22 protein-coding genes, 1 tRNA gene and 1 pseudogene are annotated in these 24001 nt (G+C 41.8%); 20 read left to right on the top strand and 4 right to left on the bottom strand.

Annotated features, from left to right (window positions below; all coding sequences use genetic code 11):
• The first annotated feature begins 97 nt into the window (after positions 1-97).
• The 7 genes from QLQ22_RS22855 (at position 98) to QLQ22_RS22825 (ending at position 6606) form a co-directional block, all read left to right on the top strand.
• Positions 98-1567 carry a tetratricopeptide repeat protein gene (locus tag QLQ22_RS22855; RefSeq protein ID WP_223438295.1) on the top strand — a complete coding sequence of 490 codons (1470 nt, stop codon included), beginning with the start codon at positions 98-100 and terminating at the stop codon, positions 1565-1567.
• A gap of 103 nt (positions 1568-1670) precedes the next feature.
• Positions 1671-2621: a thioredoxin-disulfide reductase gene (trxB, locus tag QLQ22_RS22850; protein WP_223438293.1), complete on the top strand. Its 951-nt coding sequence runs from the start codon at positions 1671-1673 to the stop codon at positions 2619-2621.
• Positions 2622-2961: 340 nt separating this feature from the next.
• Entirely contained in the window at positions 2962-3420 is a 459-nt protein-coding gene (locus QLQ22_RS22845; RefSeq protein WP_223438291.1) for an 8-oxo-dGTP diphosphatase, read from the top strand.
• Between the two features lie 53 nt (positions 3421-3473).
• The gene (gene rapZ, locus QLQ22_RS22840) at positions 3474-4361 is read left to right on the top strand and encodes an RNase adapter RapZ (RefSeq protein WP_223438289.1); all 888 of its coding nucleotides are present in this window, start codon (positions 3474-3476) and stop codon (positions 4359-4361) included.
• Positions 4362-5321, top strand: coding sequence for a gluconeogenesis factor YvcK family protein (locus tag QLQ22_RS22835; RefSeq protein ID WP_223438287.1), 960 nt, complete (start codon positions 4362-4364; stop codon positions 5319-5321).
• A 51-nt stretch (positions 5322-5372) separates the two neighbouring features.
• Positions 5373-6323 carry a DNA-binding protein WhiA gene (gene whiA, locus QLQ22_RS22830; RefSeq protein ID WP_223438285.1) on the top strand — a complete coding sequence of 317 codons (951 nt, stop codon included), beginning with the start codon at positions 5373-5375 and terminating at the stop codon, positions 6321-6323.
• 25 nt (positions 6324-6348) lie between these two features.
• Positions 6349-6606 carry an HPr family phosphocarrier protein gene (locus QLQ22_RS22825; protein WP_133312653.1) on the top strand — a complete coding sequence of 86 codons (258 nt, stop codon included), beginning with the start codon at positions 6349-6351 and terminating at the stop codon, positions 6604-6606.
• A gap of 1387 nt (positions 6607-7993) precedes the next feature.
• On the opposite strand, the gene clpP is transcribed toward QLQ22_RS22825, so the two are convergent.
• Positions 7994-8593, bottom strand: a complete 600-nt coding sequence (clpP, locus tag QLQ22_RS22820; protein WP_223438283.1) for an ATP-dependent Clp endopeptidase proteolytic subunit ClpP — start codon at positions 8591-8593, stop codon at positions 7994-7996.
• Between the two features lie 688 nt (positions 8594-9281).
• Here clpP and QLQ22_RS22815 point away from each other — a divergent pair.
• From QLQ22_RS22815 to QLQ22_RS22805, 3 genes and pseudogenes are all read left to right on the top strand, one after another.
• Positions 9282-9357: transfer RNA gene (locus QLQ22_RS22815), tRNA-Arg, on the top strand.
• 284 nt (positions 9358-9641) lie between these two features.
• A pseudogene (locus QLQ22_RS22810) lies at positions 9642-10157 on the top strand (peptidoglycan recognition protein family protein); the annotation flags it as partial.
• Positions 10137-10664 (top strand): peptidoglycan-binding domain-containing protein, encoded by a 528-nt coding sequence (locus QLQ22_RS22805; protein ID WP_223443713.1) that lies wholly within the window; start codon positions 10137-10139, stop codon positions 10662-10664. The pseudogene QLQ22_RS22810 and the gene QLQ22_RS22805, both read left to right, overlap by 21 nt.
• A 236-nt stretch (positions 10665-10900) precedes the next feature.
• Here the strand turns inward: QLQ22_RS22805 and yvfG are convergent, their stop codons facing one another.
• A complete protein-coding gene (yvfG, locus tag QLQ22_RS22800) occupies positions 10901-11116 on the bottom strand; it encodes a protein YvfG (RefSeq protein WP_223438281.1) in 216 nt (71 codons plus the stop codon).
• Between the two features lie 78 nt (positions 11117-11194).
• On the opposite strand from yvfG, the gene rpoN reads away from it, so the two are divergent.
• From rpoN to eno, 8 genes are all read left to right on the top strand, one after another.
• Positions 11195-12514: an RNA polymerase factor sigma-54 gene (rpoN, locus tag QLQ22_RS22795; RefSeq protein ID WP_252207510.1), complete on the top strand. Its 1320-nt coding sequence runs from the start codon at positions 11195-11197 to the stop codon at positions 12512-12514.
• Positions 12515-12528: 14 nt separating this feature from the next.
• Positions 12529-12786 carry a glutaredoxin family protein gene (locus tag QLQ22_RS22790; RefSeq protein ID WP_223438277.1) on the top strand — a complete coding sequence of 86 codons (258 nt, stop codon included), beginning with the start codon at positions 12529-12531 and terminating at the stop codon, positions 12784-12786.
• Positions 12787-12906: 120 nt separating this feature from the next.
• Complete coding sequence (locus QLQ22_RS22785) at positions 12907-13935, top strand: sugar-binding transcriptional regulator (protein ID WP_223438275.1); 1029 nt, start codon at positions 12907-12909, stop codon at positions 13933-13935.
• Positions 13936-13987: 52 nt separating this feature from the next.
• Positions 13988-14995 (top strand): type I glyceraldehyde-3-phosphate dehydrogenase, encoded by a 1008-nt coding sequence (gene gap / locus QLQ22_RS22780; RefSeq protein WP_284015629.1) that lies wholly within the window; start codon positions 13988-13990, stop codon positions 14993-14995.
• A gap of 133 nt (positions 14996-15128) precedes the next feature.
• Complete coding sequence (locus tag QLQ22_RS22775; protein ID WP_284015628.1) at positions 15129-16313, top strand: phosphoglycerate kinase; 1185 nt, start codon at positions 15129-15131, stop codon at positions 16311-16313.
• Between the two features lie 29 nt (positions 16314-16342).
• On the top strand, positions 16343-17104 hold the full coding sequence (gene tpiA, locus QLQ22_RS22770; protein WP_223438263.1) for a triose-phosphate isomerase: 762 nt from the start codon (positions 16343-16345) through the stop codon (positions 17102-17104).
• Entirely contained in the window at positions 17097-18632 is a 1536-nt protein-coding gene (gene gpmI / locus QLQ22_RS22765; protein ID WP_284015627.1) for a 2,3-bisphosphoglycerate-independent phosphoglycerate mutase, read from the top strand. The genes tpiA and gpmI overlap by 8 nt, the downstream gene beginning before the upstream one ends.
• A 25-nt stretch (positions 18633-18657) precedes the next feature.
• Positions 18658-19950 carry a phosphopyruvate hydratase gene (eno, locus tag QLQ22_RS22760; protein WP_223438259.1) on the top strand — a complete coding sequence of 431 codons (1293 nt, stop codon included), beginning with the start codon at positions 18658-18660 and terminating at the stop codon, positions 19948-19950.
• A gap of 730 nt (positions 19951-20680) precedes the next feature.
• On the opposite strand, the gene QLQ22_RS22755 is transcribed toward eno, so the two are convergent.
• Together QLQ22_RS22755 and QLQ22_RS22750 are read right to left on the bottom strand one after the other, a co-directional pair.
• Entirely contained in the window at positions 20681-21592 is a 912-nt protein-coding gene (locus QLQ22_RS22755) for a nuclease-related domain-containing protein (protein WP_284016929.1), read from the bottom strand.
• A gap of 135 nt (positions 21593-21727) precedes the next feature.
• Positions 21728-22657: a DMT family transporter gene (locus tag QLQ22_RS22750; RefSeq protein WP_223438255.1), complete on the bottom strand. Its 930-nt coding sequence runs from the start codon at positions 22655-22657 to the stop codon at positions 21728-21730.
• Positions 22658-22839: 182 nt separating this feature from the next.
• Between QLQ22_RS22750 and secG the strand changes: the two genes are divergently transcribed.
• Together secG and QLQ22_RS22740 are read left to right on the top strand one after the other, a co-directional pair.
• Positions 22840-23073 (top strand): preprotein translocase subunit SecG, encoded by a 234-nt coding sequence (secG, locus tag QLQ22_RS22745; protein ID WP_070874455.1) that lies wholly within the window; start codon positions 22840-22842, stop codon positions 23071-23073.
• Between the two features lie 169 nt (positions 23074-23242).
• Entirely contained in the window at positions 23243-23986 is a 744-nt protein-coding gene (locus QLQ22_RS22740) for an alpha/beta hydrolase (protein ID WP_252207506.1), read from the top strand.
• The last annotated feature ends 15 nt before the right edge of the window (positions 23987-24001 follow it).

The raw sequence follows: 24001 nt of genomic DNA, 5'->3' as shown, positions 1-24001 counted from the left end.
TTGTAAAAGGGTTTAATAATTTTTACCATTCCTATTGTTGAACTTCCCCAGTGTGGTATACTAACCTACGGCAGAAGTAAAGAAATGGAGGATTTCAGTGGGAAAACAATCGAGTAACACTCAACAAAAAGCACAGATTGTCCCTTTCTTCCAAGACGGACAGTACTTTTACCGTAAGGGCATGAAAGCCTATCGGGAACGCGATCTTTTAAGAGCGAGCAAGTGGATTCAGCGTGCGATTCAGCTTGAGCCGAATCAGATTGTCATGCTTAGCCAGCTTGCAGCCATCTATACCGAGCTTGGAAAATACCAGCAATCTAATGAGCTTTTAACATATATTCTCAAGGATATTGATAAAGATTTAACGGAATGCCATTACTTTATGGCGAATAATTACGCACATTTAGGTCTCTTTCATGAAGCCTACAAATGCGCAATTGAATATCAAACAAAAGAGCCGAATGGCGAGTTCATCGAAGAAACAGAAGATCTCCTTGATTTGCTCACGATTGAAGGGGCAGATGAAGAGGATCCCTTTTTAGATTCTGATGAGCTGATTGTTAAGCAGGATGCAGCAAAATCACTTCTGGAAAATGGAAAATTAGAAGAGGCCATTGCCTTGTTAAAAGAAATTGTCACGGATTTTCCTGAATTCTGGTCTGCTTACAACAACTTGTCGTTAGCCTACTTTTACATGGGCGACGTTCAGCAGGCGAAAGATTATTTAGATATGGTGCTCGACAAAAATCCGGGCAATCTCCATGCTCTTTGCAATTTGCTTGTGTTCTACTACTACGAACGGCAGGATGATAAAGTAGAAGAATTGTCGCAAAGACTTGGACACATCTATCCTATTCTTTTTGAACACCGCTATAAGCTTGGTGCAACTTTTGCATTGGTCGGGCAATATGAACTTGCCTTTAAATGGCTCAGAGCCATCTATAGACAAGGTTTTGACGGTGATGATACCTTCTATTACTGGCTTTCATATTCTGCTTATTTTACCGGAAAAGAAGAGCTTGCGAGAACCAGCTGGGATCGTGTGATTGAAATCAATCCTGAAAAAGCGGGTTCTCAGCCGTGGTCGAAGGAGAAGAAGCCGGCGGAACGTCCATTGACGATGCCGATTGAAGAGCGTCTGCTTGCGATCTTTTTAGCGGCTGAAACAAAGCAGCTTGATCAGATCCAAATATTTCAAACAGCAAAAGTTCCACAATCAGTCTTCGAAAGAGAGTTTATGGATCTTGCAATTGCGCATGTTAATGGAGAGATTAAAAAAAGTGTCTCTGAGAAATCAAAGTTCACCTACCAGGCAGCGCAAGTCCTGTTTGAAAACAATAAAAACCTGAATGAAGGACTTTATTTGTTTTTCTTTAAAACAGCTTTAAAAGCAAAAAGAGAAGAGATGCCGCTTAAAAACCACCTTGCATGGGCTGGAGCACTCGAATACGTATGGAAAAAAGAAAATGGATATAAAGTGACGCAGACAGAGCTTGCTAAACAGTACTCCATTTCAGGTAAAACTCTTTCAAAGTATTCAGCTTTCATCAAGAATTTATGGACGTGAGCAAAAAAATGGCATGAACCTCTTATCTTTTATAGGATAAGAGTAGGGGAAACACAAGATCCCGAAAATGATCAATTGCTGCGAAGGCAAGGAGTGATGTAGTGTGTCTGAAGAGAAAATTTATGATGTCATTATCGCTGGTGCAGGTCCTGCCGGAATGACAGCAGCTGTTTATACATCCAGAGCAAACCTCTCAACTTTAATGATTGAGCGCGGTGTTCCTGGAGGACAAATGGCAAATACAGAGGACGTTGAAAACTATCCTGGTTTTGACCATATTCTTGGACCTGACTTATCAACAAAAATGTTTGACCATGCGAAAAAATTCGGTGCTGAATATGCATACGGAGATATAAAAGAAATTATCGACGGTGAAGAGTACAAAACCGTTGTTGCCGGAAGCAAACAATATAAAGCGCGTTCTATCATTATTTCGGCTGGTGCCGAGTATAAAAAAATCGGCGTTCCGGGCGAAAAGGAACTTGGCGGCCGCGGAGTTTCTTACTGTGCAGTCTGTGACGGCGCATTCTTTAAAAAGAAAGAGCTGATCGTTATTGGCGGAGGCGACTCTGCAGTAGAAGAAGGCGTGTATTTAACCCGTTTCGCATCAAAAGTGACAATTGTTCACAGACGTGATGAGCTTCGTGCCCAAAAAATTCTTCAGCAGCGCGCATTTGATAATGAAAAAGTAGATTTCATCTGGAATCATACGATTAAAGAAATCAATGAAAAAGACGGCAAGGTCGGCAGTGCAACCCTTGTAAACACTCAAACAGGCGAAGAGACTGAAATGAGTGCGGACGGAGTATTTATTTATATCGGAATGCTTCCTCTGTCAAAACCGTTTGCTTCTATCGGCATTACAAACGAAAACGGATATATCGAAACGAATGAGCGCATGGAAACGAAGGTCCCTGGCATCTTTGCTGCAGGCGATATCCGTGAAAAGTCATTGCGTCAAATCGTAACAGCTACAGGCGATGGCTCGATTGCAGCACAAAGTGCTCAGCATTTTGTAGAAGAATTAATGGAAAAAATGAAAGCTGCCAACTAACTTTCGGTAAAGCTTTAAACAGTTAACAAAAACGTAACTCGGTTTTAACTATCCTGTAACACCACTGAAATAATAATGCGGTACTATATAAGTAGTAATTGACCCCCTTTTATAAATAAACTTTTGAGTACGGGCGCCCTTTCCCGTACTCCTTTTTTTTGTTTATTATCCTTTGAAACTTTTATCCGGGCTCACACGTATATAAACCTCATAAGCCATTCCTTTAAAAAATAAGTCTGTACAAAGCCTCCGTTCATTGTGAGGTTGTCTTTGAAATAGTATAATAAAGAGTGAGTAAATATGTTTAGACTACCCGAACGAACCCAGAGGTGAAAGACTTTTGCAAAGAGTAACGAATTGCGTTTTAGTACAGGACAATAAAATTCTTCTCCTGCAAAAACCGAGAAGAGGATGGTGGGTGGCGCCTGGCGGAAAAATGGAGCAGGGTGAATCGATTAAAGACACTGTCATTCGAGAATATCGTGAAGAAACAGGCATATATTTAAAAAACCCAAAAATTAAAGGAATCTTCACCTTTATTATTAAAGATGGAAATGAAATTGTTTCAGAGTGGATGATGTTTACGTTTTTTGCTACGGAATTCACAGGTGAGAATGTGGCAGAGTCTGAGGAAGGAAAGCTTAAGTGGCATTCTTTAGAAGAGGTCAGTGACCTTCCGATGGCTCCGGGAGACCATCATATTCTTGAGTTTATGATGAAAGGTGCAGGGCTGATATATGGCACCTTTACATACACACCTGATTTTGAACTGCTGGCATATCGGTTAGATCCGCAGTAAACGATCCATTCATTCATATAAAAGCACGGGGAAAGAGAAAGGAGGAAATCTGCATGAGTACAGGCAGTGTTCAGGATATTAAGATGGTGATTATTACAGGTATGTCAGGAGCAGGCAAAACGGTTGCCATTCAAAGCTTTGAAGATCTTGGTTATTTTTGTGTAGATAACCTGCCGCCTAACCTGCTTCCGAAGTTTCTTGAGCTGATGAAGGAATCCGGCTCTAAAATGAACAAAGTTGCACTGGTAATGGATTTGCGGGGACGCGAATTTTTTGAAAGCCTGTTTCAGGCACTGGATGATATGGCGGAAAAGACTTGGATTAATCCTCAAATTCTTTTTCTGGATGCTAAGGATGCTACCCTTGTTACTCGATACAAGGAAACACGCAGGTCTCATCCATTAGCCACCACAGGCTTGCCTTTAGAAGGAATTAAAAACGAAAGAGAATTGCTTGAGGAACTGAAAGGCCGTTCACAGATGATTTTTGACACATCTGAATTGAAGCCCCGCGAACTCAGAGAAAAAATACTGAAGCAGTTTGCGGAAGATGCTGAGCATACCTTCTCTGTAAATGTGCTCTCGTTCGGTTTTAAATACGGAGTGCCGATCGATGCTGATTTGGTGTTCGATGTCAGATTCTTGCCGAATCCGCATTATATTGATCATATGAGACCAAAAACAGGACTTGAAGAGGAAGTTTCCTCATATGTTCTAAAATGGACAGAGACTCAGAAGTTTTTAGAAAAGGTACTTGATTTGCTTACCTTCATGCTGCCTTACTATAAAAGAGAAGGAAAAAGCCAGCTTGTCATTGCAATAGGATGCACAGGCGGCCAGCACAGGTCGGTTACATTGGCGGAATACATTGCGAAGCACTACAAAAATGATTATCTGACGCACGTATCACATCGTGATATTGAGCGCAGAAGCCGTCATTAAATGACTGATACTGCAAATAGGCCAAAGGTTGTCATAATCGGCGGAGGTACCGGATTGTCTGTACTATTGCGGGGGTTAAAAGTATACCCAGTTGATATTACAGCAATTGTTACAGTTGCAGATGATGGCGGGAGCTCAGGCCGGCTCCGTGAGGAACTCAAAATTCCGCCTCCAGGTGACATACGCAATGTGTTAGCTGCGCTTTCAGATGTAGAGCCGTTAGTAGAAGATTTATTTCAGCACAGGTTTAATAAAGGAAATAGTCTCACAGGACATTCTCTTGGAAATCTTATCTTGGCAGCAATGACGAATATTACAGGCGACTTTTTCCATGCCGTGCGGGAAATGAGCAAAGTCCTTAATGTGCGCGGAAAAGTTCTGCCTGCTGCAAATCGAAGCGTCGTCCTTCATGCTGAAATGGAAGATGGAACGATCGTTTCAGGAGAATCAAAAATACCTTACTCCGGCAAGAAGATTAAACGCGTCTTTTTATCACCTGAATCCATTGAACCTCTTGAAGAAACGATCGAAGTGATTCGGCAGGCTGATTTAATTCTCCTTGGTCCGGGAAGCTTGTACACGAGTATTCTGCCTAACCTTCTCGTTCCTAAAATTGGTGATGAGGTATGCAAGGCAAAAGCAAAAAAGGTTTATATTTGCAATGTGATGACTCAGGCAGGGGAAACCCTTGATTTTACTGCAAGCGATCATGTAAAAGCATTGAATGAACACATGAAATGCACGTTCATCGATACAATATTAGTGAATGATGAAGAAATTCCTGATATGATGAAAGCATTATATGCAGAGGAACTGGCTAAACCCGTCTATTATGATATTGAAGCATTGCGTGATTTGGGACTTGAGATCGTTCATGACAAGATTGTTTCCTACGAAAATAACGTCATCCGCCATGATACGGTTAAAGTTGCCAAGCTGCTATATGATATGATCACATAAAAAATAAAGAGTGCAAACGAATGCATTTATAGGATTGGAGGGTGCAGAAAGATGTCCTTTGCTTCTGAAACAAAAAAAGAATTAACCAACATAGAATCTAAAGCCTGTTGTTTAAAAGCAGAGTTATCTGCACTCATCCGAATGAACGGCTCTCTTTCTTTTTCGAATCGAAAATTAATTTTGGACATTCAAACCGAAAATGCAGCAATAGCTAGAAGAATATATACTCTCTTAAAAAAGCAGTATGACGTTTCTGTCGAGCTGCTTGTGCGGAAGAAAATGCGTTTGAAAAAGAATAACGTCTACATCGTTCGGCTGATAGAAAAAGCTCGTGAAATATTAGAGGATCTGGGCATCCTAGGAGAGAACTTTACGTTTGAGAGAAGTATTTCCGAGGAGCTTGTCAGAAAGAAATGCTGTAAGCGATCCTATATAAGAGGTGCCTTTTTAGCAGGAGGTTCTGTCAATAATCCGGAGACTTCATCCTATCACTTAGAAATTTTTTCATTATATAAAGAGCACAATGACTCTCTATGTGAATTAATGAATTCCTTCCATTTGAACAGCAAAACACTTGAACGGAAAAAAGGATACATTACCTATTTGAAGGAAGCTGAGAAAATCTCAGATTTTCTCAGTATTATCGGCGGACACCAGGCACTCCTGCGCTTTGAAGATGTGCGGATTGTCCGTGATATGAGAAATTCCGTTAACCGTCTCGTCAATTGTGAAACCGCTAACTTAAATAAAACAATTGGTGCAGCCATACGCCAAGTCGAGAATATTAAATTCATCGATGAAAAAATGGGTCTTGAAGCACTGCCCGACAAATTAAGTGAAATCGCACGCCTTCGGGTAGAGTATCAGGATGTTACGCTTAAAGAACTGGGTGAAATGGTATCAAGCGGCAAAATCAGCAAGTCAGGCATTAATCACCGTCTGAGAAAACTTGACGAGATTGCAGAACAACTTAGAAATGGCCAGCCGGTAACGATCAAATAAAAAGGGGAAAGAAGAGGGGATTTATATGGTTGAGAAACAGGTCGAAGTTCGTTTAAAGACAGGCTTACAAGCCCGTCCCGCAGCACTTTTTGTACAAGAGGCTAATCGTTATTCATCAGACATCTTTTTAGAAAAAGACGGGAAAAAGGTGAACGCGAAGAGCATCATGGGGTTAATGAGTCTCGCCATCAGCACTGGCTCAGTGGTTACTCTTATCGCAGAAGGCCATGACGAGTCAGAAGCATTAGAAGTTTTATCTCAATATGTGAAACAAGAAGCTTAAAAACGGCCTTTGGCCGTTTTTTTTGATTAGGAGGTATTTGAAAAAAAGAAAGTATTTCGTTGACCTTGGAAATTATTTTACGGGTTTTCGCTAGTAAAAAGGATATTTGGGAAAGTAAAAATTACGATTTAGAAAGTAAATCAGCTTACCGGCAAACATCGGATAAGAATAAGCCGCGGTTTCATACGCTCTCATTGAGTATCCAAATCCAGGATTGAGCCTGTAAAGAGGAATCATACGCACTCATTGAGTACCCAAATCCGAGATTTAGCCTGTAAAAGGGGATCATACACACTCTATGAGTATCCAAAACCAGAATTGAGCCTGTAAAGAGGAATCATACGCACTCATTGAGTATCCAAAACCAGGATTGTGCCTGTAAAGGGGAATCATACGCACTCTATGAGTATCCAAATCCAGAATTGAGCCTGTAAAGAGGAATCATACGCACTCATTGAGTACCCAAATCCGAGATTTAGCCTGTAAAAGGGGATCATACACTCTCTATGAGTATCCAAATCCAGGATTGTGCCTGTATAGGGGAATCATACGCACTCATTGAGTATCCAAAACCAGGATTGAGCCTGTAAAGGGGAATCATACGCACTCATTGAGTACCCAAATCCGAGATTTAGCCTGTAAAAGGGGATCATACACTCTCTATGAGTATCCAAAACCAGGATTGAGCCTGTAAAGGGGAATCATACGCTCTCATTGAGTACCCAAATCCGAGATTTAGCCTGTAAAAGGGGATTATACGCTCTCTATGAGTATCCAAATCCAGAATTGAGCCCGTAAAGAGGAATCATACGCACTCTATGAGTATCCAAAACCAGGATTGAGCCTGTAAAGGGGAATCATACGCACTCATTGAGTACCCAAATCCGAGATTTAGCCTGTAAAAGGGGATCATACACTCTCTATGAGTATCCAAAACCAGGATTGTGCCTGTAAAGGGGAATCATACGCACTCTATGAGTATCCAAATCCAGAATTGAGCCTGTAAAGAGGAATCATACGCACTCATTGAGTACCCAAATCCGAGATTTAGCCTGTAAAAGGGGATCATACACTCTCTATGAGTATCCAAATCCAGAATTGAGCCTGTAAAGAGGAATCATACGCACTCTATGAGTACCCAAATCCGAGATTTAGCCTGTAAAAGTGGATCATACACTCTCTATGAGTATCCAAATCCAGAATTGAGCCTGTAAAGAGGAATCATACGCACTCATTGAGTACCCAAATCCGAGATTTAGCCTGTAAAAGGGAATCATACGCACTCATTGAGTATCCAAAACCAGGATCATGCCTGTTTAGGGGGATCATACGCCCATGCCTCAAAACAAAAAAACAGAACGGCCTTAGGCCGTTCTGCTGTATCTTCTTATTTATTATCAGGCATTGTATTGCGAGTCATCACTTTATCAATCAAGCCGTACTCAAGTGCGCGTTCTGCCGTCATGAAGTTGTCTCGGTCTGTATCGCGAGCGATCACTTCCATTGGCTGGCCAGTGCGGTCAGCAAGAATTTGATTCAGCTTATCACGCAAGAACAAGATGCGTTTTGCAGCGATCTCAATTTCAGTTGCCTGTCCTTGAGCTCCGCCAAGAGGCTGATGAATCATAACTTCACTGTTTGGAAGGGCATAGCGTTTGCCTTTTGCGCCGGCTGCAAGGAGGAATGCTCCCATTGAAGCGGCCATACCGATGCAGATTGTTGATACTTGTGGTTTAATAAACTGCATTGTATCGTAAATCGCCATACCGGCTGTAATAGAACCGCCAGGGCTGTTAATGTAGATTGAGATGTCTTTCTCTGGATCTTCAGCTTCTAAGAACAAAAGCTGTGATACAATTGAGTTTGCCACGTTATCGTCAATTCCGCTTCCAAGCATAATAATGCGGTCTTTTAAAAGACGTGAGTAAATATCGTATGCACGTTCACCGCGGTTCGTTTGTTCAATAACTGTAGGTATTAAATTCATCGTATTTTCCTCCTTTTAAATAAAGGTAAATTTTATGTACTCTCATCATACAACTATGGTCAATAAAGGTCAAACGAAACGCTGTTCTTTGAAGCTTTTTCTTGCACCTTATACATATGTAGCAGTTGCTGACTGTAAACATGTTACCCAATTATTCTTTCTTTCAAACAGTTGAGTAAAGCTGTTTCAAGCCTCATTTTTTCTGCGTATAATGAACTTCTATAGTGGTCTTTCATTAGGAGGCTGTAACGTATGTATTCGGCAGGCTCTTTAAAATATCCTTTATATTTTCTTTCGGTGCTGACAAAAGGCATTCACTATTTCACCAGTCCGGTACCCTGCCGACTTATGATCAGTCGTGCAGCACTTTTCGCTGAAATCTCTTCGGATGTATCAAGAAACGTACTAAATGCAGTATAGATCCACATTGTTGCCTTAGAAATGAAAGTTACCCTGATCTAAATCTCAGGCGAAAGAGGAACCATTTGAATATGGTGTAATCTTTCATCATCCATGTACTCCTTTGTTCTTTATCACTAATAATTCCTCGATTATCAGAGATTTATATCCTGAAAACCTCCGTTATCTTCAGGAGTTTAGTCATTTCCGCCTGCAGTATAAAAATACCGCTTGATACATAGGTTGTTTTTATCGTATAATAACGCTACTGACTAATTAACTTTTATATGCGCTCGTAGCTCAGTTGGATAGAGCGGTGGTTTCCGGTACCACGTCTGTCGGGGGTTCGAATCCCTTCGAGCGCGTCACTTATAGAAAGAGCTGGTTTTTTAATTAAACCAGCTCTTTCTTTTTTTGTTGGATTTACGCTAATAAAACTACTATGCGGCCTCAAAGAATAGCAGGACGCCTATACGGAGTACAAGCTCGGGCAAAGACTCCTTTTTCAGAACGGAGCTGAACACACGCATCTGCTATTTGAATTGCTAGATTCTTTCATAGATTCCTTAAAAATAGACTAATGAGCCAAGAGAGGCGCCTTTCCAAAAGGCGTCTCTCTATCATTTACTATAAAAAGGAGTGATAAAGATTGAGTGTTTCTCAAAAATATCAAATTGAACAGCGCTATATCCGTCTTGGAAATGCACGTTCAGGGGAAAAGCTGACTGGACCTCTATTTATAGTCTCTCACGAAACGGCAAATAACTCAGCTGATGCAGACGATCACTTTAATTATTTTAACAACTCTCAGCCGAGTGCTTCTGCTCATGCGTTTATAGATGATGATAAAATTCTTGAGATCATCCCATTAAATGAAAAAGCTTGGCATAATCTTTACCGGAACCCTGAAGATAATCAGCTCTTCGGTTATGATGCAAATGAAGCAGCTATTGCTGTTGAGCTCTGCCGCACTGGAGAATTCATTAAAGCTTATGACCGGTATGTATGGTACCACGCGTACCTTTGCCGCAGGTTCAATTTAAACCCTTCAACTAAAATAGTCGCACACAGCACACTTGATCCACGCCGAAGATCGGATCCGGACAGCTGGTTCAGTGCACATGGTGTGACTTGGGAAAAATTCATGAGTGATGTGCGTGTTTATTATGATGCATGGGGGAGCAGCGGAACGCCTATTAAAGTTGAACCGCCAAAGCAGGAAACAGGCACTGTGGTAGATGTCACCATTATACGAAGGGGAAACCGGGGCCCGGAGGTAACTTTTTTACAGAAAAAACTGATCTCACTGGGATATGCGCTCCCGAGATTCGGTGCAGACGGCACGTTTGGTGCGGAGACAGCAGCTGCGGTTAAAGAGTTTCAAAGAGATCAGAGAATAACGGCTGATGGAATCGTAGGGCCGGAGACCTTCAGCAAGCTGAATCGGGCAAAACCAAGACGTGGAAAACCGTATCCGGGTACTCTTTACAGATTGAAGTCTCCATATATGAAGAGCGCAAATATCGGAGAAATACAGCGAAAGCTTGGAGTAAAGGCAGACAATATTTATGGACCAATCACTGAGCGTGCAGTAAGGGATTTTCAGCGCAGGCAAAATCTTAAAGTTGATGGTATTGTAGGACCGCTGACATGGCGAAGGTTATTTCTGTAAGAAAAGTGTTTTTAGACGATTTAGACAGATATTGACGCTGGGACCTTTAATGCCAATCCGATAAAAAAAGCCCCGCCAAGATAACCTAGGCGGGGCATGATTGAATGGAAACAGAAATAATATGTAAGAGTCCAGTAAGCCGCACTGGACAAGAAGTGTATATTGCCGTGCTTGACGACTCAACAATTCTTATTTTAAAGCATGTCGCGCTTTTTGTGAACAGGTAAATTTTTCAATTATTTATCGGATTTAATCGTAGTGTACGCCTCGTCCAAATTCTGAATCCGTTTTAAGACCACTGAGTTTTTTGTAAGCTGATCCTGAACCAGCGCTGATACGACAGAGCGATAATAACGGTTCATGGCATCAAGCTTCGGAACTTGACCTTCATTCTGTTTAATGTGCTCTTTAAAATTTTGCTCAAAGTAGGGCACTGAAAATAATTCACTCATTGATATCTCTCCTTTGAAGTTCTTTCCATACAATGATGGACCGTTTTCGTGTAAAATGAGAAGCAGGGGGAACGAACTATGAATATGAAAGTCGGTTTATTTCAAGAGCAATCATTAAAACTTAATATGACTCAAGAATTAAAGCAAGCGATTACTCTCCTTCAATACTCCTCTATGGAGCTTGCCTCCTATATAGAGGACCTTACCCTGGAAAATCCCCTCATCGAATTAAAAGAGAAGCCTGATTCAGGCGTATTGTATCATACCTCATCACGGGCGAAAATGACAAGTTCATCAAAGAACAGGGACATGATTGAAAACGTCTCAAGCCTTGGCACAACACTGCAGCAGCATTTAGAAGCACAGCTGCTGGGGATGAAGCTGACTGCATCAGAAAAACGCGCACTTCATATCCTGATACAGGCTCTTGATCCTAACGGGTACATAGAGGCAGATCTTAGTGTGCTTTCAGAAAAATTCAGCATCAGTGCTGAGGAGCTAAATCAGCAGCTAACCGTATTACAGAAGCTTGACCCGGCAGGAGTAGGGGCGAGAAATCTGCAGGAATGCATTTCGATTCAGCTTGCAAGGCTGCCAAAACGAAATAAAACAGCCGAATTAATTGTGAACGACTATTTCTACTTATTCGCAGAAAAATCATGGAAAGAGCTTGCGAAAAGAACGAAGCTTGATTTAAAAGAAATTCAAGGTGTTCAGGATTTTATAAAAAAACTGCATCCGCGCCCTGGGCTTGCCTATCATCACGTTCATGACAGCTATATTGTTCCTGAGCTGACAGTTGCCAAGGTTCACGGGGAATGGCAAGTCATGTACAATGATGACATTTCACCTAAAGTCGCCGTTAACTCTGCCTATGAATCGGATTATTCTTCTATAGAAGATGCAGATGTGAAGCAATATCTGTCTTCAAAGCTCAATCAATGCAGATGGCTGATAAAAACGCTGAATCAGCGGAAAGAGACAATGATGAAAGTGATGAAAGAGATTGTCCGGAGGCAGGCTGACTTTTTTGAAAAAGGTGAGTTGTTTATGAAACCGCTGACATTAAAGACTGTCGCTGATGCTATTGAAGTTCACGAATCAACTGTCAGCAGGACAGTGAGGGAGAAGTATGTTCAGACTCCTCATGGGCTTTATGAGCTGAAGTTTTTTTTCTCAAACGGATTAGAGCAATCCTCTCAGGACATCACTGCTTCCACTGTAAAAACAATCATAGAACAAATGATTGAACAGGAAGATAAGCTTGCTCCGCTGTCCGATCAGAAAATTGTCTCAAAACTCACAGAGGAACATCAAATAGATGTCTCAAGAAGAACGGTGGCCAAATACAGAGATCAGCTAGGCATTGCCTCTTCTTCTGCAAGAAAACGATATTAGGATGTGTAAAAATAATGCTTTTAAAAATGTATTCAAGAAACAGCTGTCCTCTCTGCTCTGAAGCTTTAGAGGAACTTGAAAAGCTGAAAAACGACATGGAAATTGAAATCGAGGTTGTTGATATTTACAGTGACGATGCCCTGCTTGAAAAGTATCAGCTCATGATTCCTGTCGTTGAATATGGAGGTTTGGTGCTTGGATACGGCAAAATTAAAAAAGATTTTATAAGAAAGCGGTTACTTGACGAAAAGCGAGAAACAATAGTTGAATAAGCTTTTTCACCCTGTTAAAATAAAAATATAGCAGGGATGATTTTTTTTAGGGATAGTGGGACATATTACGTCATAGAGGGACATTTTTTGTCCCGTATGTTCTTGAAAGGGAATTTGTACATGAGGTCAATTATAGAAGTCCAAAAAAAATTATTGCCTGATCTGCTTCAAGTTATGCAAAAACGTTATCAGATCCTTCAGTATATACGACTAATGCAGCCAATCGGACGTCGAAGTCTTTCATCTAGTCTCGGGATCAGTGAACGGGTTTTAAGAGGGGAAGTTCAATTTTTGAAAGATCAAAATTTGATCGATATTTTTTCCTCCGGCATGATGTTAACGAAGGAAGGATCATCTCTGTTAAGAATTCTCGAAGAAACGATGAAAGATGTTTTAGGTCTAACGTTTTTGGAAAATACATTAAAGGAACGTTTAAATCTAAAAAACGTCATCGTCGTATCCGGAGACAGCGATCAGTTCTCATGGGTTAAGAAAGAAATGGGCAGAGCCTGTGTTGCATGCATAAAAGAGCGGCTTACAGGAGAAAATATCGTCGCTGTCACTGGAGGAACAACCATTGCCGCTGTCGCTGAAATGATGACACCGGACAGTAAAAATCGCGAACAGCTGTATGTACCTGCCAGAGGCGGTCTTGGAGAAAATGTAGAAAACCAGGCCAACACAATCTGCGCAAAAATGGCTGAGAGGGCGATGGGAAACTACCGTCTTCTGCACGTTCCAGATCAGTTAAGCAAGGAAGCCTATCTCTCTATTATTGAAGAACCGTCGATTAAAGAGCTGCTTATGCTCATTAAATCTTCAAGTATGGTTGTTCATGGAATAGGAGACGCTAAGACAATGGCGGAACGCCGGAAAACACTGCCAGAAGACTACATAAAGATAGAGCAGGGTCAGGCGGTAGCTGAAGCGTTCGGGTATTATTTCAATCAAGAAGGAGAAGTCGTTCACAAGGTGCAGACAGTAGGGATGCAGCTTAGCGACTTAGAAAAGATTCAGGATGTTATTGCAGTGGCAGGCGGAGCATCAAAAGCAAAAGCCATCCGGGCATACCTGAGGCAGGCAGCCGATTCCATTCTTATAACGGATGAAGGCGCCGCGAAAGAGTTAATAAGGGATCTTAATCCCTAATTATATAGCTACAAAAAAATCTCTCACTTATTTAAAGGAGGAAATTTCAATCATGGCAGTAAAAATTGGTATTAACGGTTTTGGACGTATCGGACGTAACGTATTTCGTGCAGCACTTAAAAATCCTAATGTGGATGTTGTAGCGGTTAACGACTTAACAGACGCTAACATGCTTGCTCACCTTTTAAAATATGACTCAATTCATGGCAGATTAGATGCTGACGTGAAAGTAGACGGAAACAACCTTGTTGTTGACGGTAAAACAATCCAAGTATCAGCAGAGCGCGATCCTGCAAAATTATCTTGGGGCGAGCGCGGAGTAGAAGTAGTTGTTGAATCAACTGGTTTCTTCACTAAGCGTGCAGACGCTGCGAAGCACTTAGAAGCTGGCGCTAAAAAAGTAATCATCTCTGCTCCTGCAACAGATGAAGACATCACAATTGTTATGGGAGTTAACCATGACAAATATAACGCTGCAAGCCATGATGTAATCTCTAATGCATCTTGTACTACTAACTGCTTAGCGCCATTCGCTAAAGTTCTTAACGACAAATTCGGCATCAAACGCGGTATGATGACAACTGTTCACTCATACACTAACGATCAGCAAATTCTTGACTTGCCGCATAAAGACTACCGTCGTGCTCGTGCAGCAGCTGAAAACATCATCCCTACTTCAACTGGAGCAGCTAAAGCAGTATCTCTAGTATTGCCTGAACTTAAAGGTAAATTAAACGGCGGAGCTATGCGTGTTCCAACTCCAAACGTTTCTTTAGTAGACTTAGTTGCTGAACTTGACACTAACGTAACAGCTGAAGAAGTAAATGCAGCATTCAAAGAAGCTTCTGAAGGCGCATTAAAAGGAATTCTTAACTACAGCGAAGAGCCATTAGTTTCTGGCGACTACAATGGCGACCCAGCTTCTTCTACAATCGATGCTTTATCTACAATGGTTATGGAAGAAAGCATGGTAAAAGTAATCTCTTGGTACGACAATGAGTCTGGCTACTCTAACCGTGTAGTAGACCTTGTTGATTACATCGCTTCTAAAGGTCTTTAATCCTTAAGTCTCCTGAGGCTTGGATTCAAAGCAAAACTAAGGTTATAATGAAAGCAAGGGGAAGGGGAATACAGGCCCCCTCCCTTTTGCTTTGTATGCCATACCATTCCAATTAAAGGAGGAATTCCTGAAGATGAACAAAAAGTCAGTAAAAGACATCGAGGTTAAAGGGAAAGTTGTCTTCTGCCGTGTAGATTACAACGTGCCGATGAAAGATGGCAAAGTAACAGATGACACACGCATTCGCGCAGCTATCCCGACTATTCAGTACTTAACAGAGCAAGGTGCTAAGGTTCTATTAGCAAGCCATTTAGGCCGTCCAAAAGGACAAGTTGTTGAGGAGCTTCGTTTAAACGCAGTTGCAGAGCGTCTTCAAGAATTACTTGGCAAAAATGTAGCGAAAGCAGACGAAGCTTATGGCGACTCTGTAAAAGCTGAAATCTCTAAGATGCAGGAAGGGGACGTACTTCTATTAGAAAACGTTCGTTTCTACCCTGGTGAAGAGAAGAATGATCCTGAGCTTGCAAAAGCATTTGCTGAACTTGCTGATGTCTATGTAAATGACGCTTTCGGAGCAGCACACCGTGCACATGCTTCTACAGCAGGCATTGCAGACCACATTCCGGCAGTTGCAGGTTTCCTTTTGGAAAAAGAATTAGAAGTATTGGGCAAAGCATTATCAAACCCTGAGCGTCCGTTCACAGCAATTATCGGTGGAGCTAAAGTAAAAGACAAAATCGGTGTGATTGATCACCTCTTAGATAAAGTGGATAACTTGATCATCGGCGGCGGACTTGCTTATACATTCATTAAAGCAATGGGCCACGAGGTTGGGAAATCTCTTCTTGAAGAAGATAAAGTCGAGCTTGCTAAATCCTTCATGGAAAAGGCGGAAAAGAACGGCGTTAACTTCTACATGCCAGTTGACGTAGTTGTAGCTGATGATTTTTCAAACGATGCAAATATTAAAGTTGTGCCGATCGACAGCATTCCAAGTGACTGGGAAGGCTTAGATGCTGGACCAAAATCCCGTGAAATCTATAAAGATGTTATCAGTAATTCAAAGCTTGTGATCTGGAACGGACCGCTTGGCGTATTTGAATTAGATGCATTTGCAGAAGGTACAAAGTCTGTGGCTGTAGCACTTTCAGAAGCAAAAGATACATATACAGTCATCGGCGGAGGAGATTCTGCTGCTGCAGTTGAGAAATTCAACATGGCAGATAAAATGGATCACATTTCAACAGGCGGCGGAGCATCTCTTGAATTCATGGAAGGTAAAGAGCTTCCAGGAGTTGTCGCTTTAAACGATAAATAAATTCTTGTTTGTTAAGGACGGTGTGCGTGATGAGAAAGCCAATTATCGCTGGTAACTGGAAAATGAACAAAGTAATGGGCGAAGCAGCAGCATTCATTGAAGAAGTAAAAGGCTTAGTTCCTTCTGCTGACAAAATTGAATCTGTAGTTTGTGCACCTGCACTCTTTTTAGACCGCCTTGTAGAGGCTGCTAATGGAACTGATGTGAAAATCGGTGCCCAAAACATGCATTTCGAAGAAAACGGTGCATTTACAGGTGAAACTAGCCCTGTGGCACTTAAAGACTTAGGCGTAAGCTACGTGATCCTTGGTCACTCAGAGCGCCGCGAAATGTTTGCTGAAACAGATGAAACAGTAAACAAAAAGACAGCTGCTGCTTTCAAGCATGGTCTTGTGCCGATCGTATGCTGCGGCGAAACGCTTGAAGAACGTGAAGCAGGCAAAACAAACGATCTTGTAGGAGATCAAGTAACAAAAGCACTTGCTGGTTTATCAGACGAGCAATTAAAAGAAGTTGTCATTGCATATGAGCCAATCTGGGCAATCGGCACTGGCAAATCTTCTTCTGCAAAAGATGCAAATGACGTGTGTTCACACATCCGTTCAGTTGTGGCAGATCAGTTCTCTAAAGAAGTAGCTGAAGCAGTACGCATTCAATACGGCGGCAGCGTAAAGCCTGAGAACATTAAAGAATACATGGCAGAGTCTGACATCGACGGCGCTTTAGTCGGCGGAGCAAGTCTTGAGCCGCAATCTTTCTTACAGCTTTTGGAGGCAGGACAACATGAGTAAGAAACCGGTAGCCTTAATTATCCTTGACGGGTTTGCACTTCGCAGCGAAGAAAAGGGTAATGCGGTTATTCATGCGAAAAAACCAAACTTTGACCGTTACTGGAATCAGTATCCTCATGCTACTTTAACGGCAAGCGGCGAAGCAGTCGGTTTGCCTGAAGGCCAGATGGGGAATTCAGAAGTAGGGCATTTGAACATTGGTGCCGGACGTATCGTCTATCAAAGCTTAACGCGTGTGAACGTAGCCATTCGTGAAGGTCAATTTGAGAAAAATGAAACCTTCATTTCAGCAATGAATCACGTTAAAGAAAACGGCACAAACCTTCATATCTTTGGATTGCTTTCTGATGGAGGAGTTCATAGTCACATTGACCATCTTTTTGCTTTGCTGAGACTGGCAAAGGAAGAAGGCGTCAAGAATGTTTACATCCATGGCTTCCTTGACGGCCGTGATGTTGGCCCGCAAACAGCAGAAGGCTATATTAAGCAATTAAACGAAAAGATCGAAGAGTATGGTGTTGGTGCAATTGCAACCCTCTCAGGCCGTTATTATTCCATGGACCGCGACAAGCGCTGGGATCGTGTTGAGAAAGCGTACCGCGCTATGGTATACGGTGAGGGCCCAACTTATACGAATCCGCTTGACTTAGTGGAAGATTCATATAAAAATGGAATCCACGACGAGTTCGTTCTTCCTTCAGTTATGACGAAAGAAGACGGCTCTCCTGTTGCAACAATCAGCGAGAACGATGCGGTTATTTTTTATAATTTCCGTCCGGATCGCGCAATTCAGATTTCGAACACATTTACAAACGAAGACTTCCGTTCATTTGACCGTGGACCAAAGCATCCGAAAAACCTGCATTTTGTATGTTTGACTCATTTTAGTGAAACAGTAGATGGGTATGTTGCTTTTAAAGCAACGAACTTAGATAACACACTAGGTGAAGTTCTATCGCAAAACGGGTTAACCCAGCTTCGGATTGCTGAAACGGAAAAATACCCTCACGTAACATTTTTCATGAGCGGCGGACGTGAAGCAGCATTCCCAGGTGAAGAACGCATTCTAATTGATTCACCAAAAGTCGCAACCTATGATTTGAAGCCTGAGATGAGTGCCTACGAAGTAACGGACGCGTTGCTTGGCGAAATCGAAGCTGACAAGCATAATGCGATTATCCTGAATTTCGCCAACCCGGATATGGTTGGACATTCAGGGATGCTTGAACCGACTGTTAAAGCAATAGAAACAGTTGATGAATGTCTTGGCAAAATTGTTGATGCGATTATTGCTAAAGGCGGAACGGCTATTATTACAGCGGACCATGGAAATGCTGATGAAGTGACAACCCTAGAAGGTACACCGATGACAGCACATACAACAAATCCAGTTCCTGTAATCGTAACAAAGGAAGTTGCAGGCTTAAGAGAAGATGGAATTCTTGGTGATCTAGCGCCAACCATGCTTGACTTGCTTGGAGTAGACCTTCCGAAAGAAATGACAGGTAAATCATTAATTAAAAAATAACCATTTAAAAGGAGAGAAATAAATTATGCCATACATTGTTGATGTATTTGCTCGCGAAGTATTAGACTCACGCGGTAACCCGACAGTTGAAGTAGAAGTACACACAGAAACAGGTGCTATGGGACGTGCATTGGTTCCGTCTGGCGCATCTACTGGTGAATATGAAGCAGTAGAATTACGTGACGGCGACAAATCCCGTTACCTGGGAAAAGGCGTATTGAACGCTGTTAAAAACGTAAACGAAGTAATCGCTCCTGAATTATTAGGATTCGACGTAACTGAGCAAGTTGCAATCGATCACCTTCTAATCGAGCTTGACGGTATGGAAAACAAAGGTAAATTAGGTGCGAACGCAATCCTTGGTGTATCTATGGCAGCAGCTCGTGCAGCAGCTGAATTCTTAGGTCTTCCACTTTACCAATACCTTGGCGGATTCAACGCTAAAACATTGCCAGTGCCAATGATGAACATCATCAACGGCGGAGAGCATGCTGATAACAACGTTGACATTCAAGAATTCATGGTTATGCCGGTTGGAGCTGAAGATTTCCACGAAGCACTTCGCATGGGTGCTGAAATTTTCCACAGCCTGAAATCAGTTCTTCAAGGCAAAGGCCTTAACACAGCTGTAGGTGACGAAGGCGGATTCGCTCCAAACCTTGGATCAAACGAAGAAGCTCTACAAACAATCATCGAAGCAATCGAAAAAGCTGGCTACAAACCAGGCGAGCAAGTAAAACTTGCTATGGACGTTGCAGCTTCTGAAATCTTCAACAAAGAAGACGGCAAATACCACCTATCAGGCGAAGGTGTTGTAAAAACATCTGCTGAAATGGTAGACTTCTACGAAGATTTAGTTTCTAAATACCCAATCATCTCTATCGAAGACGGCTTAGATGAAAACGACTGGGAAGGCCACAAACTATTAACTGAGCGCCTTGGCGACAAAGTTCAATTAGTTGGTGACGATCTATTCGTAACAAATACTAAGAAGCTTTCTGAAGGTATTGAAAAAGGAATCAGCAACTCAATCCTTATCAAAGTGAACCAAATCGGTACATTAACTGAAACATTTGATGCAATCGAAATGGCTAAACGCGCTGGCTACACAGCTGTAATCTCTCACCGTTCTGGTGAAACAGAAGACAGCACAATTGCTGACATCGCTGTAGCAACAAACGCTGGCCAAATCAAAACAGGTGCTCCTTCACGTACTGACCGTGTTGCAAAATACAACCAGCTTCTTCGCATTGAAGATCAGCTTGGTGACACAGCTAGATACGATGGAATCCACACTTTCTACAACTTAAGAAAATAATTTGTATGTATGAAAACCGCCCGGGATTTTGTTTCCGGGCGGTTTTTTTGTGGTGAAAAGGACTTCGGCTCCAATAATATGGTGAATGCAGCAAAAATAGAGTCCTTCGACCTTAAGGAAGTGCGCCAAAAAGGAGTTAGCAGCACAAAGAGGGCACTCCGGCAGGAAGGAAGTGCGGCAACACGGAGTTTGAAGCACAAAGAAGGCTCTTCGGCAGGAAGAAAGTGTGCCAAAAAGGAGTTTGCAGCACAAAGAAGGTACTCCTGCAGGAAGGAAGTGCGCCAACATGGGTTTGCAGCACAAAGAAGGTACTCCGGCAGGAAGGAAGTGCGCCAAAACGAAGTTAGCAGCACAAAGAAGGCACTCCGGCAGGAAGAAAGTGCTCCAAAAAGGAGTTAGCAGCACAAAGAAGGCTATCCGGCAGGGAGGAAGTGGGCCAAAACGGAGTTAGCAGCACAAAGAAGGCACTCCTGCAGGGAGGAAGTGCGCCAAAAAGGAGTTAGCAGCACAAAGAAGGCACTCCGGCAGGGAGGAAGTGCACCAAAACGAAGTTTGTAGCACAAAGAAGGCACTCCGGCAGGGAGGAAGTGCGCCAAAACGAAGTTAGCAGCACAAAGAAGGCACTCCAGCAGGGAGGAAGTGCGCCAAAACGAAGTTAGCAGCACAAAGAAGGCTATCCGGTAGGAAAGAAGTGCGTAAATTTTAAAATAGAAAAACAAACTAAACTTTATCATTGTACATCCGTATAATTAGTAGTTTTTCCATGCCCGACTCTAACAAAATTCTCCCTGAGAATTCTTTGAATCGATCTTTTATTCTTTATATTTCCACACCAATCGTCTATTTGGTCCGCGGTTATTTTCTTGTCAGGGAAAAGCAGTTTGAATTCATTCACGCACCTTAAAACAGCTTCCTTATAGATCTCCGTTTCGTTACAATCACTGCACAGCAATAGTGTTTTTTTATATAACGAAAGATTTAATTTTCCGCATTTCCCACAAACAATCCCCTTTCTAACTTCTTCATACCTATACTCTGGCAAGCGCGAGTAAGGAGATTCATTCACGTGAAGTGACAAAAGCTTTTCCGCAAGCTTCGGGTAAACCCCGTTTGAAGCTATCGCGTTTTTATTGAATTTCTCTGCATAACGATTTAATTGGGAAGGATAAATAATTGGTAAAGTAGGGGGAGCTTGATAAAGATGAAATTCGTGGTTTATAAACACAACATACGCTTCAACTGAAAACGAGAATTTATTTTCCTGCAGCAATCTCCTGAACAATGATTCGTTTCTTTTTAGCTGTAAAATGGGACTTTTGATTTCAAGCCTTGAAGATGAATACCATTTCTCTCCTTCAATAAAGAAATCGCCTGAATAGTTTTTCACCTCGAAAAGGTAAATTGTGTGAGGAGCAACGTACAAGGAATCTATCTGATAAAATGTATTGTTTGTCTCAAACAAAAGGTCATTCAAAAGGATCCCATCACTCTCACTTGCGTTAATCCAATCATCAAACCTCTTCTCCCCTTCATACCCTTTCAAAAGGTTATCAAAGTGATTTTTGTCTTTTGGAATAAGATCCATTCGAGAACTCAAGCTCTTATAAATCTTTAACTCTAATGGTTCACATCTCTCTTTCATTATCAATTATGATACCTCCTTTATCACATCATAAAATGAGCATAAAAATACCGCAAATCTCCAAAATCCAATTTTTCAGCGGCAATTCTCATATCCATCCAATAAAAAAACAGCATCCTAAAACAAAGGCGCTGTTTAACCAGAAGACGAAGCTTCATGTTTGTTGAGTTTATGACGATACCTGAATTCTTCATAGGCTCCTGACCCCAAGATGACGCCAGTAACAATGAAGCAAAGTCCGACTAAGTGAGAAGGCAAAATGGCTTCTTTTAAAATAAGAGCAGATCCTGCGAGAGCAAAAAATGTGCTCAGATTCATAAAGATGGATGTTTCTGCAGGACCGACCATTCCAATTGCAAAATTATATGTCATATGCCCGATCGCGGTTGCGAGAATGGCTGATGCGAAAAAGACTCCCCATACAGCAGGTGTACCATGAAAGAGGCTCTTTATTCCTTCAGGTTCAGTAAACAAACTGATGACAAATAGGATCATTGAGCCGAAGAAAAGCATATAGCCTGTCATTAAGCGAGGATCAAGTGTCCGGCACGCTTTTTTAATAATAATGAAGCTGCAGGCCTGTGTGAAAATAGATATGAAGATATAGATATCTCCCGTATTCATGCTGCTGATGCCTTTGCTTCCTGCTAAAATGGTAAATCCTACTCCAGTCAGTCCCAGCACAAAACCTGTAAATCGTATGACTGTCAGTCTTTGATTCAGAAAGAGAATGGATAAGATGGCTGTAAGCATAGGACCAAGGCCAAGTATCAAGCCTCCATTTGTAGAAGTGGTCATTGTCAGTCCTACTGAAAGGAAATAGTGATGGCACACAACGTTCAGCAGGCCGCCGCCTGCAATATACATCGTTTCCTTGGCAGTCGGTTTGCGAAGAAGTTTTAAAAAGGATAAGATAATGAGTACACAAATACTTGCAGTAAAAATTCGTACGGCTGTTACCGTAACAGGCATAAAGCTTTCAACAATGATTTTGAGTAAAGGCACGTTAAGTCCCCATATGAGCATAACACCGATCAAGATAAGATAGATGCGCGTGTTCTTCAAGGTTTTCCCTTCTTTCTGCCAAACTATCTAAGTAGCATATCATATAAGAAGCTTTTCCCTCAAAAGAATTGTTTCGTGAGGCTAAGAATAAAGATGGGACATACATTCGAATGATAGTGACATTTGGCTTTCAATATGGTAAATTGAAAATAATGCTAACCGGGTTTTAGGAGGTGTCGTCCATGCACATTTTATTAATCACATTACTTGTAATTGTAAGTATTGCTCTTATTACTGTTGTTTTACTTCAGTCAGGGAAAAGTGCTGGTTTATCAGGTGCTATCTCCGGAGGAGCTGAACAGCTTTTCGGGAAACAAAAAGCACGCGGAATGGATTTGGTGCTTCATCGTGCGACAGTCGTGTTATCAGTTCTCTTTTTTATACTGACGATTGCGGTTTCGTACGCTGGATTTTAATACATGACATTGATCGAATGGGGGTCTGATTCTTATCAGACTCCCTTTTGTCATTTATCCAGAATCCCTTAATGAATCAACATTTTTGCCCTTTAATCAAACGTTTGTTTAAATAGAAACAGATGATGGAACATTATAAAAAGATACTTACATAAAAGGAGTTTTTAAAATGAAGAGAGTATGGCCAAAACCATTTACATTTGAAGGCGGAGACCGTGCCGTCCTGCTTCTGCACGGTTTTACGGGCAACACAGCTGACGTAAGGATGCTTGGACGCTATTTGAATGAGAGAGGGTATACTTGTCACGCCCCTCAATACAAAGGCCATGGTGTACCGCCTGAAGAGCTTGTGCACACTGGTCCTGAAGATTGGTGGAAGGACGTGATGGACGGCTATAATCTGCTGAAAGAGCGCGGGCATAAATCGATCGCGGTTGCCGGTTTATCTCTTGGCGGTGTGTTTTCTGTCAAATTGGGTTACACTGTACCTGTAAAGGGTATTGTTCCGATGTGTGCCCCTATGTATATCAAGAGTGAAGATGTGATGTACAAGGGGATTTTAGAGTATGCCCGCAACTTTAAGAAATTCGAAGGAAAATCAGAAGCAGAAATCGAAGAGGAAATGAAACAATTTGAAAAAACGCCAATGAATACTCTTAGGGCTCTTCAGGAACTGATTGCAGATGTAAGAAATAATGTGGATATGGTTTATTCGCCGGCATTTGTCGCTCAAGCAAGACATGACCACATGATTAATACAGATAGTGCAAATATTATTTATAACGAAGTAGAATCTAATAACAAGCATTTAAAATGGTACGAAGAATCAGGACATGTCATCACACTGGATAAAGAGCGCGATCAGCTCCATGCAGATGTGCATGAGTTTTTAGAAAGTCTTGATTGGCAATAATCCCAAAAGGAGGGA

The organism is Metabacillus hrfriensis, from assembly GCF_030127205.1.
GTDB classification, from domain to species: domain Bacteria; phylum Bacillota; class Bacilli; order Bacillales; family Bacillaceae; genus Bacillus_P; species Bacillus_P dongyingensis.
Note: the sequence above shows the minus strand (reverse complement) of the source record. Positions and strands in the feature narration are given on the sequence as shown.

What these genes read in the sequence shown, in the direction of transcription:
- rapZ (WP_223438289.1), top strand. Translation starts at nt 3,474, where the DNA reads ATGAGTACAGGCAGTGTTCAGGATATTAAGATGGTGATTATTACAGGT.
- QLQ22_RS22835 (WP_223438287.1), top strand. Translation starts at nt 4,362, where the DNA reads ATGACTGATACTGCAAATAGGCCAAAGGTTGTCATAATCGGCGGAGGT.
- whiA (WP_223438285.1), top strand. Translation starts at nt 5,373, where the DNA reads ATGTCCTTTGCTTCTGAAACAAAAAAAGAATTAACCAACATAGAATCT.
- QLQ22_RS22825 (WP_133312653.1), top strand. Translation starts at nt 6,349, where the DNA reads ATGGTTGAGAAACAGGTCGAAGTTCGTTTAAAGACAGGCTTACAAGCC.
- clpP (WP_223438283.1), bottom strand. Translation starts at nt 8,593, where the DNA reads ATGAATTTAATACCTACAGTTATTGAACAAACGAACCGCGGTGAACGT.
- QLQ22_RS22805 (WP_223443713.1), top strand. Translation starts at nt 10,137, where the DNA reads ATGAGTGATGTGCGTGTTTATTATGATGCATGGGGGAGCAGCGGAACG.
- yvfG (WP_223438281.1), bottom strand. Translation starts at nt 11,116, where the DNA reads ATGAGTGAATTATTTTCAGTGCCCTACTTTGAGCAAAATTTTAAAGAG.
- rpoN (WP_252207510.1), top strand. Translation starts at nt 11,195, where the DNA reads ATGAATATGAAAGTCGGTTTATTTCAAGAGCAATCATTAAAACTTAAT.
- QLQ22_RS22790 (WP_223438277.1), top strand. Translation starts at nt 12,529, where the DNA reads ATGCTTTTAAAAATGTATTCAAGAAACAGCTGTCCTCTCTGCTCTGAA.
- QLQ22_RS22785 (WP_223438275.1), top strand. Translation starts at nt 12,907, where the DNA reads ATGAGGTCAATTATAGAAGTCCAAAAAAAATTATTGCCTGATCTGCTT.
- gap (WP_284015629.1), top strand. Translation starts at nt 13,988, where the DNA reads ATGGCAGTAAAAATTGGTATTAACGGTTTTGGACGTATCGGACGTAAC.
- QLQ22_RS22775 (WP_284015628.1), top strand. Translation starts at nt 15,129, where the DNA reads ATGAACAAAAAGTCAGTAAAAGACATCGAGGTTAAAGGGAAAGTTGTC.
- tpiA (WP_223438263.1), top strand. Translation starts at nt 16,343, where the DNA reads ATGAGAAAGCCAATTATCGCTGGTAACTGGAAAATGAACAAAGTAATG.
- gpmI (WP_284015627.1), top strand. Translation starts at nt 17,097, where the DNA reads ATGAGTAAGAAACCGGTAGCCTTAATTATCCTTGACGGGTTTGCACTT.
- eno (WP_223438259.1), top strand. Translation starts at nt 18,658, where the DNA reads ATGCCATACATTGTTGATGTATTTGCTCGCGAAGTATTAGACTCACGC.
- QLQ22_RS22755 (WP_284016929.1), bottom strand. Translation starts at nt 21,592, where the DNA reads ATGAAAGAGAGATGTGAACCATTAGAGTTAAAGATTTATAAGAGCTTG.
- secG (WP_070874455.1), top strand. Translation starts at nt 22,840, where the DNA reads ATGCACATTTTATTAATCACATTACTTGTAATTGTAAGTATTGCTCTT.
- QLQ22_RS22740 (WP_252207506.1), top strand. Translation starts at nt 23,243, where the DNA reads ATGAAGAGAGTATGGCCAAAACCATTTACATTTGAAGGCGGAGACCGT.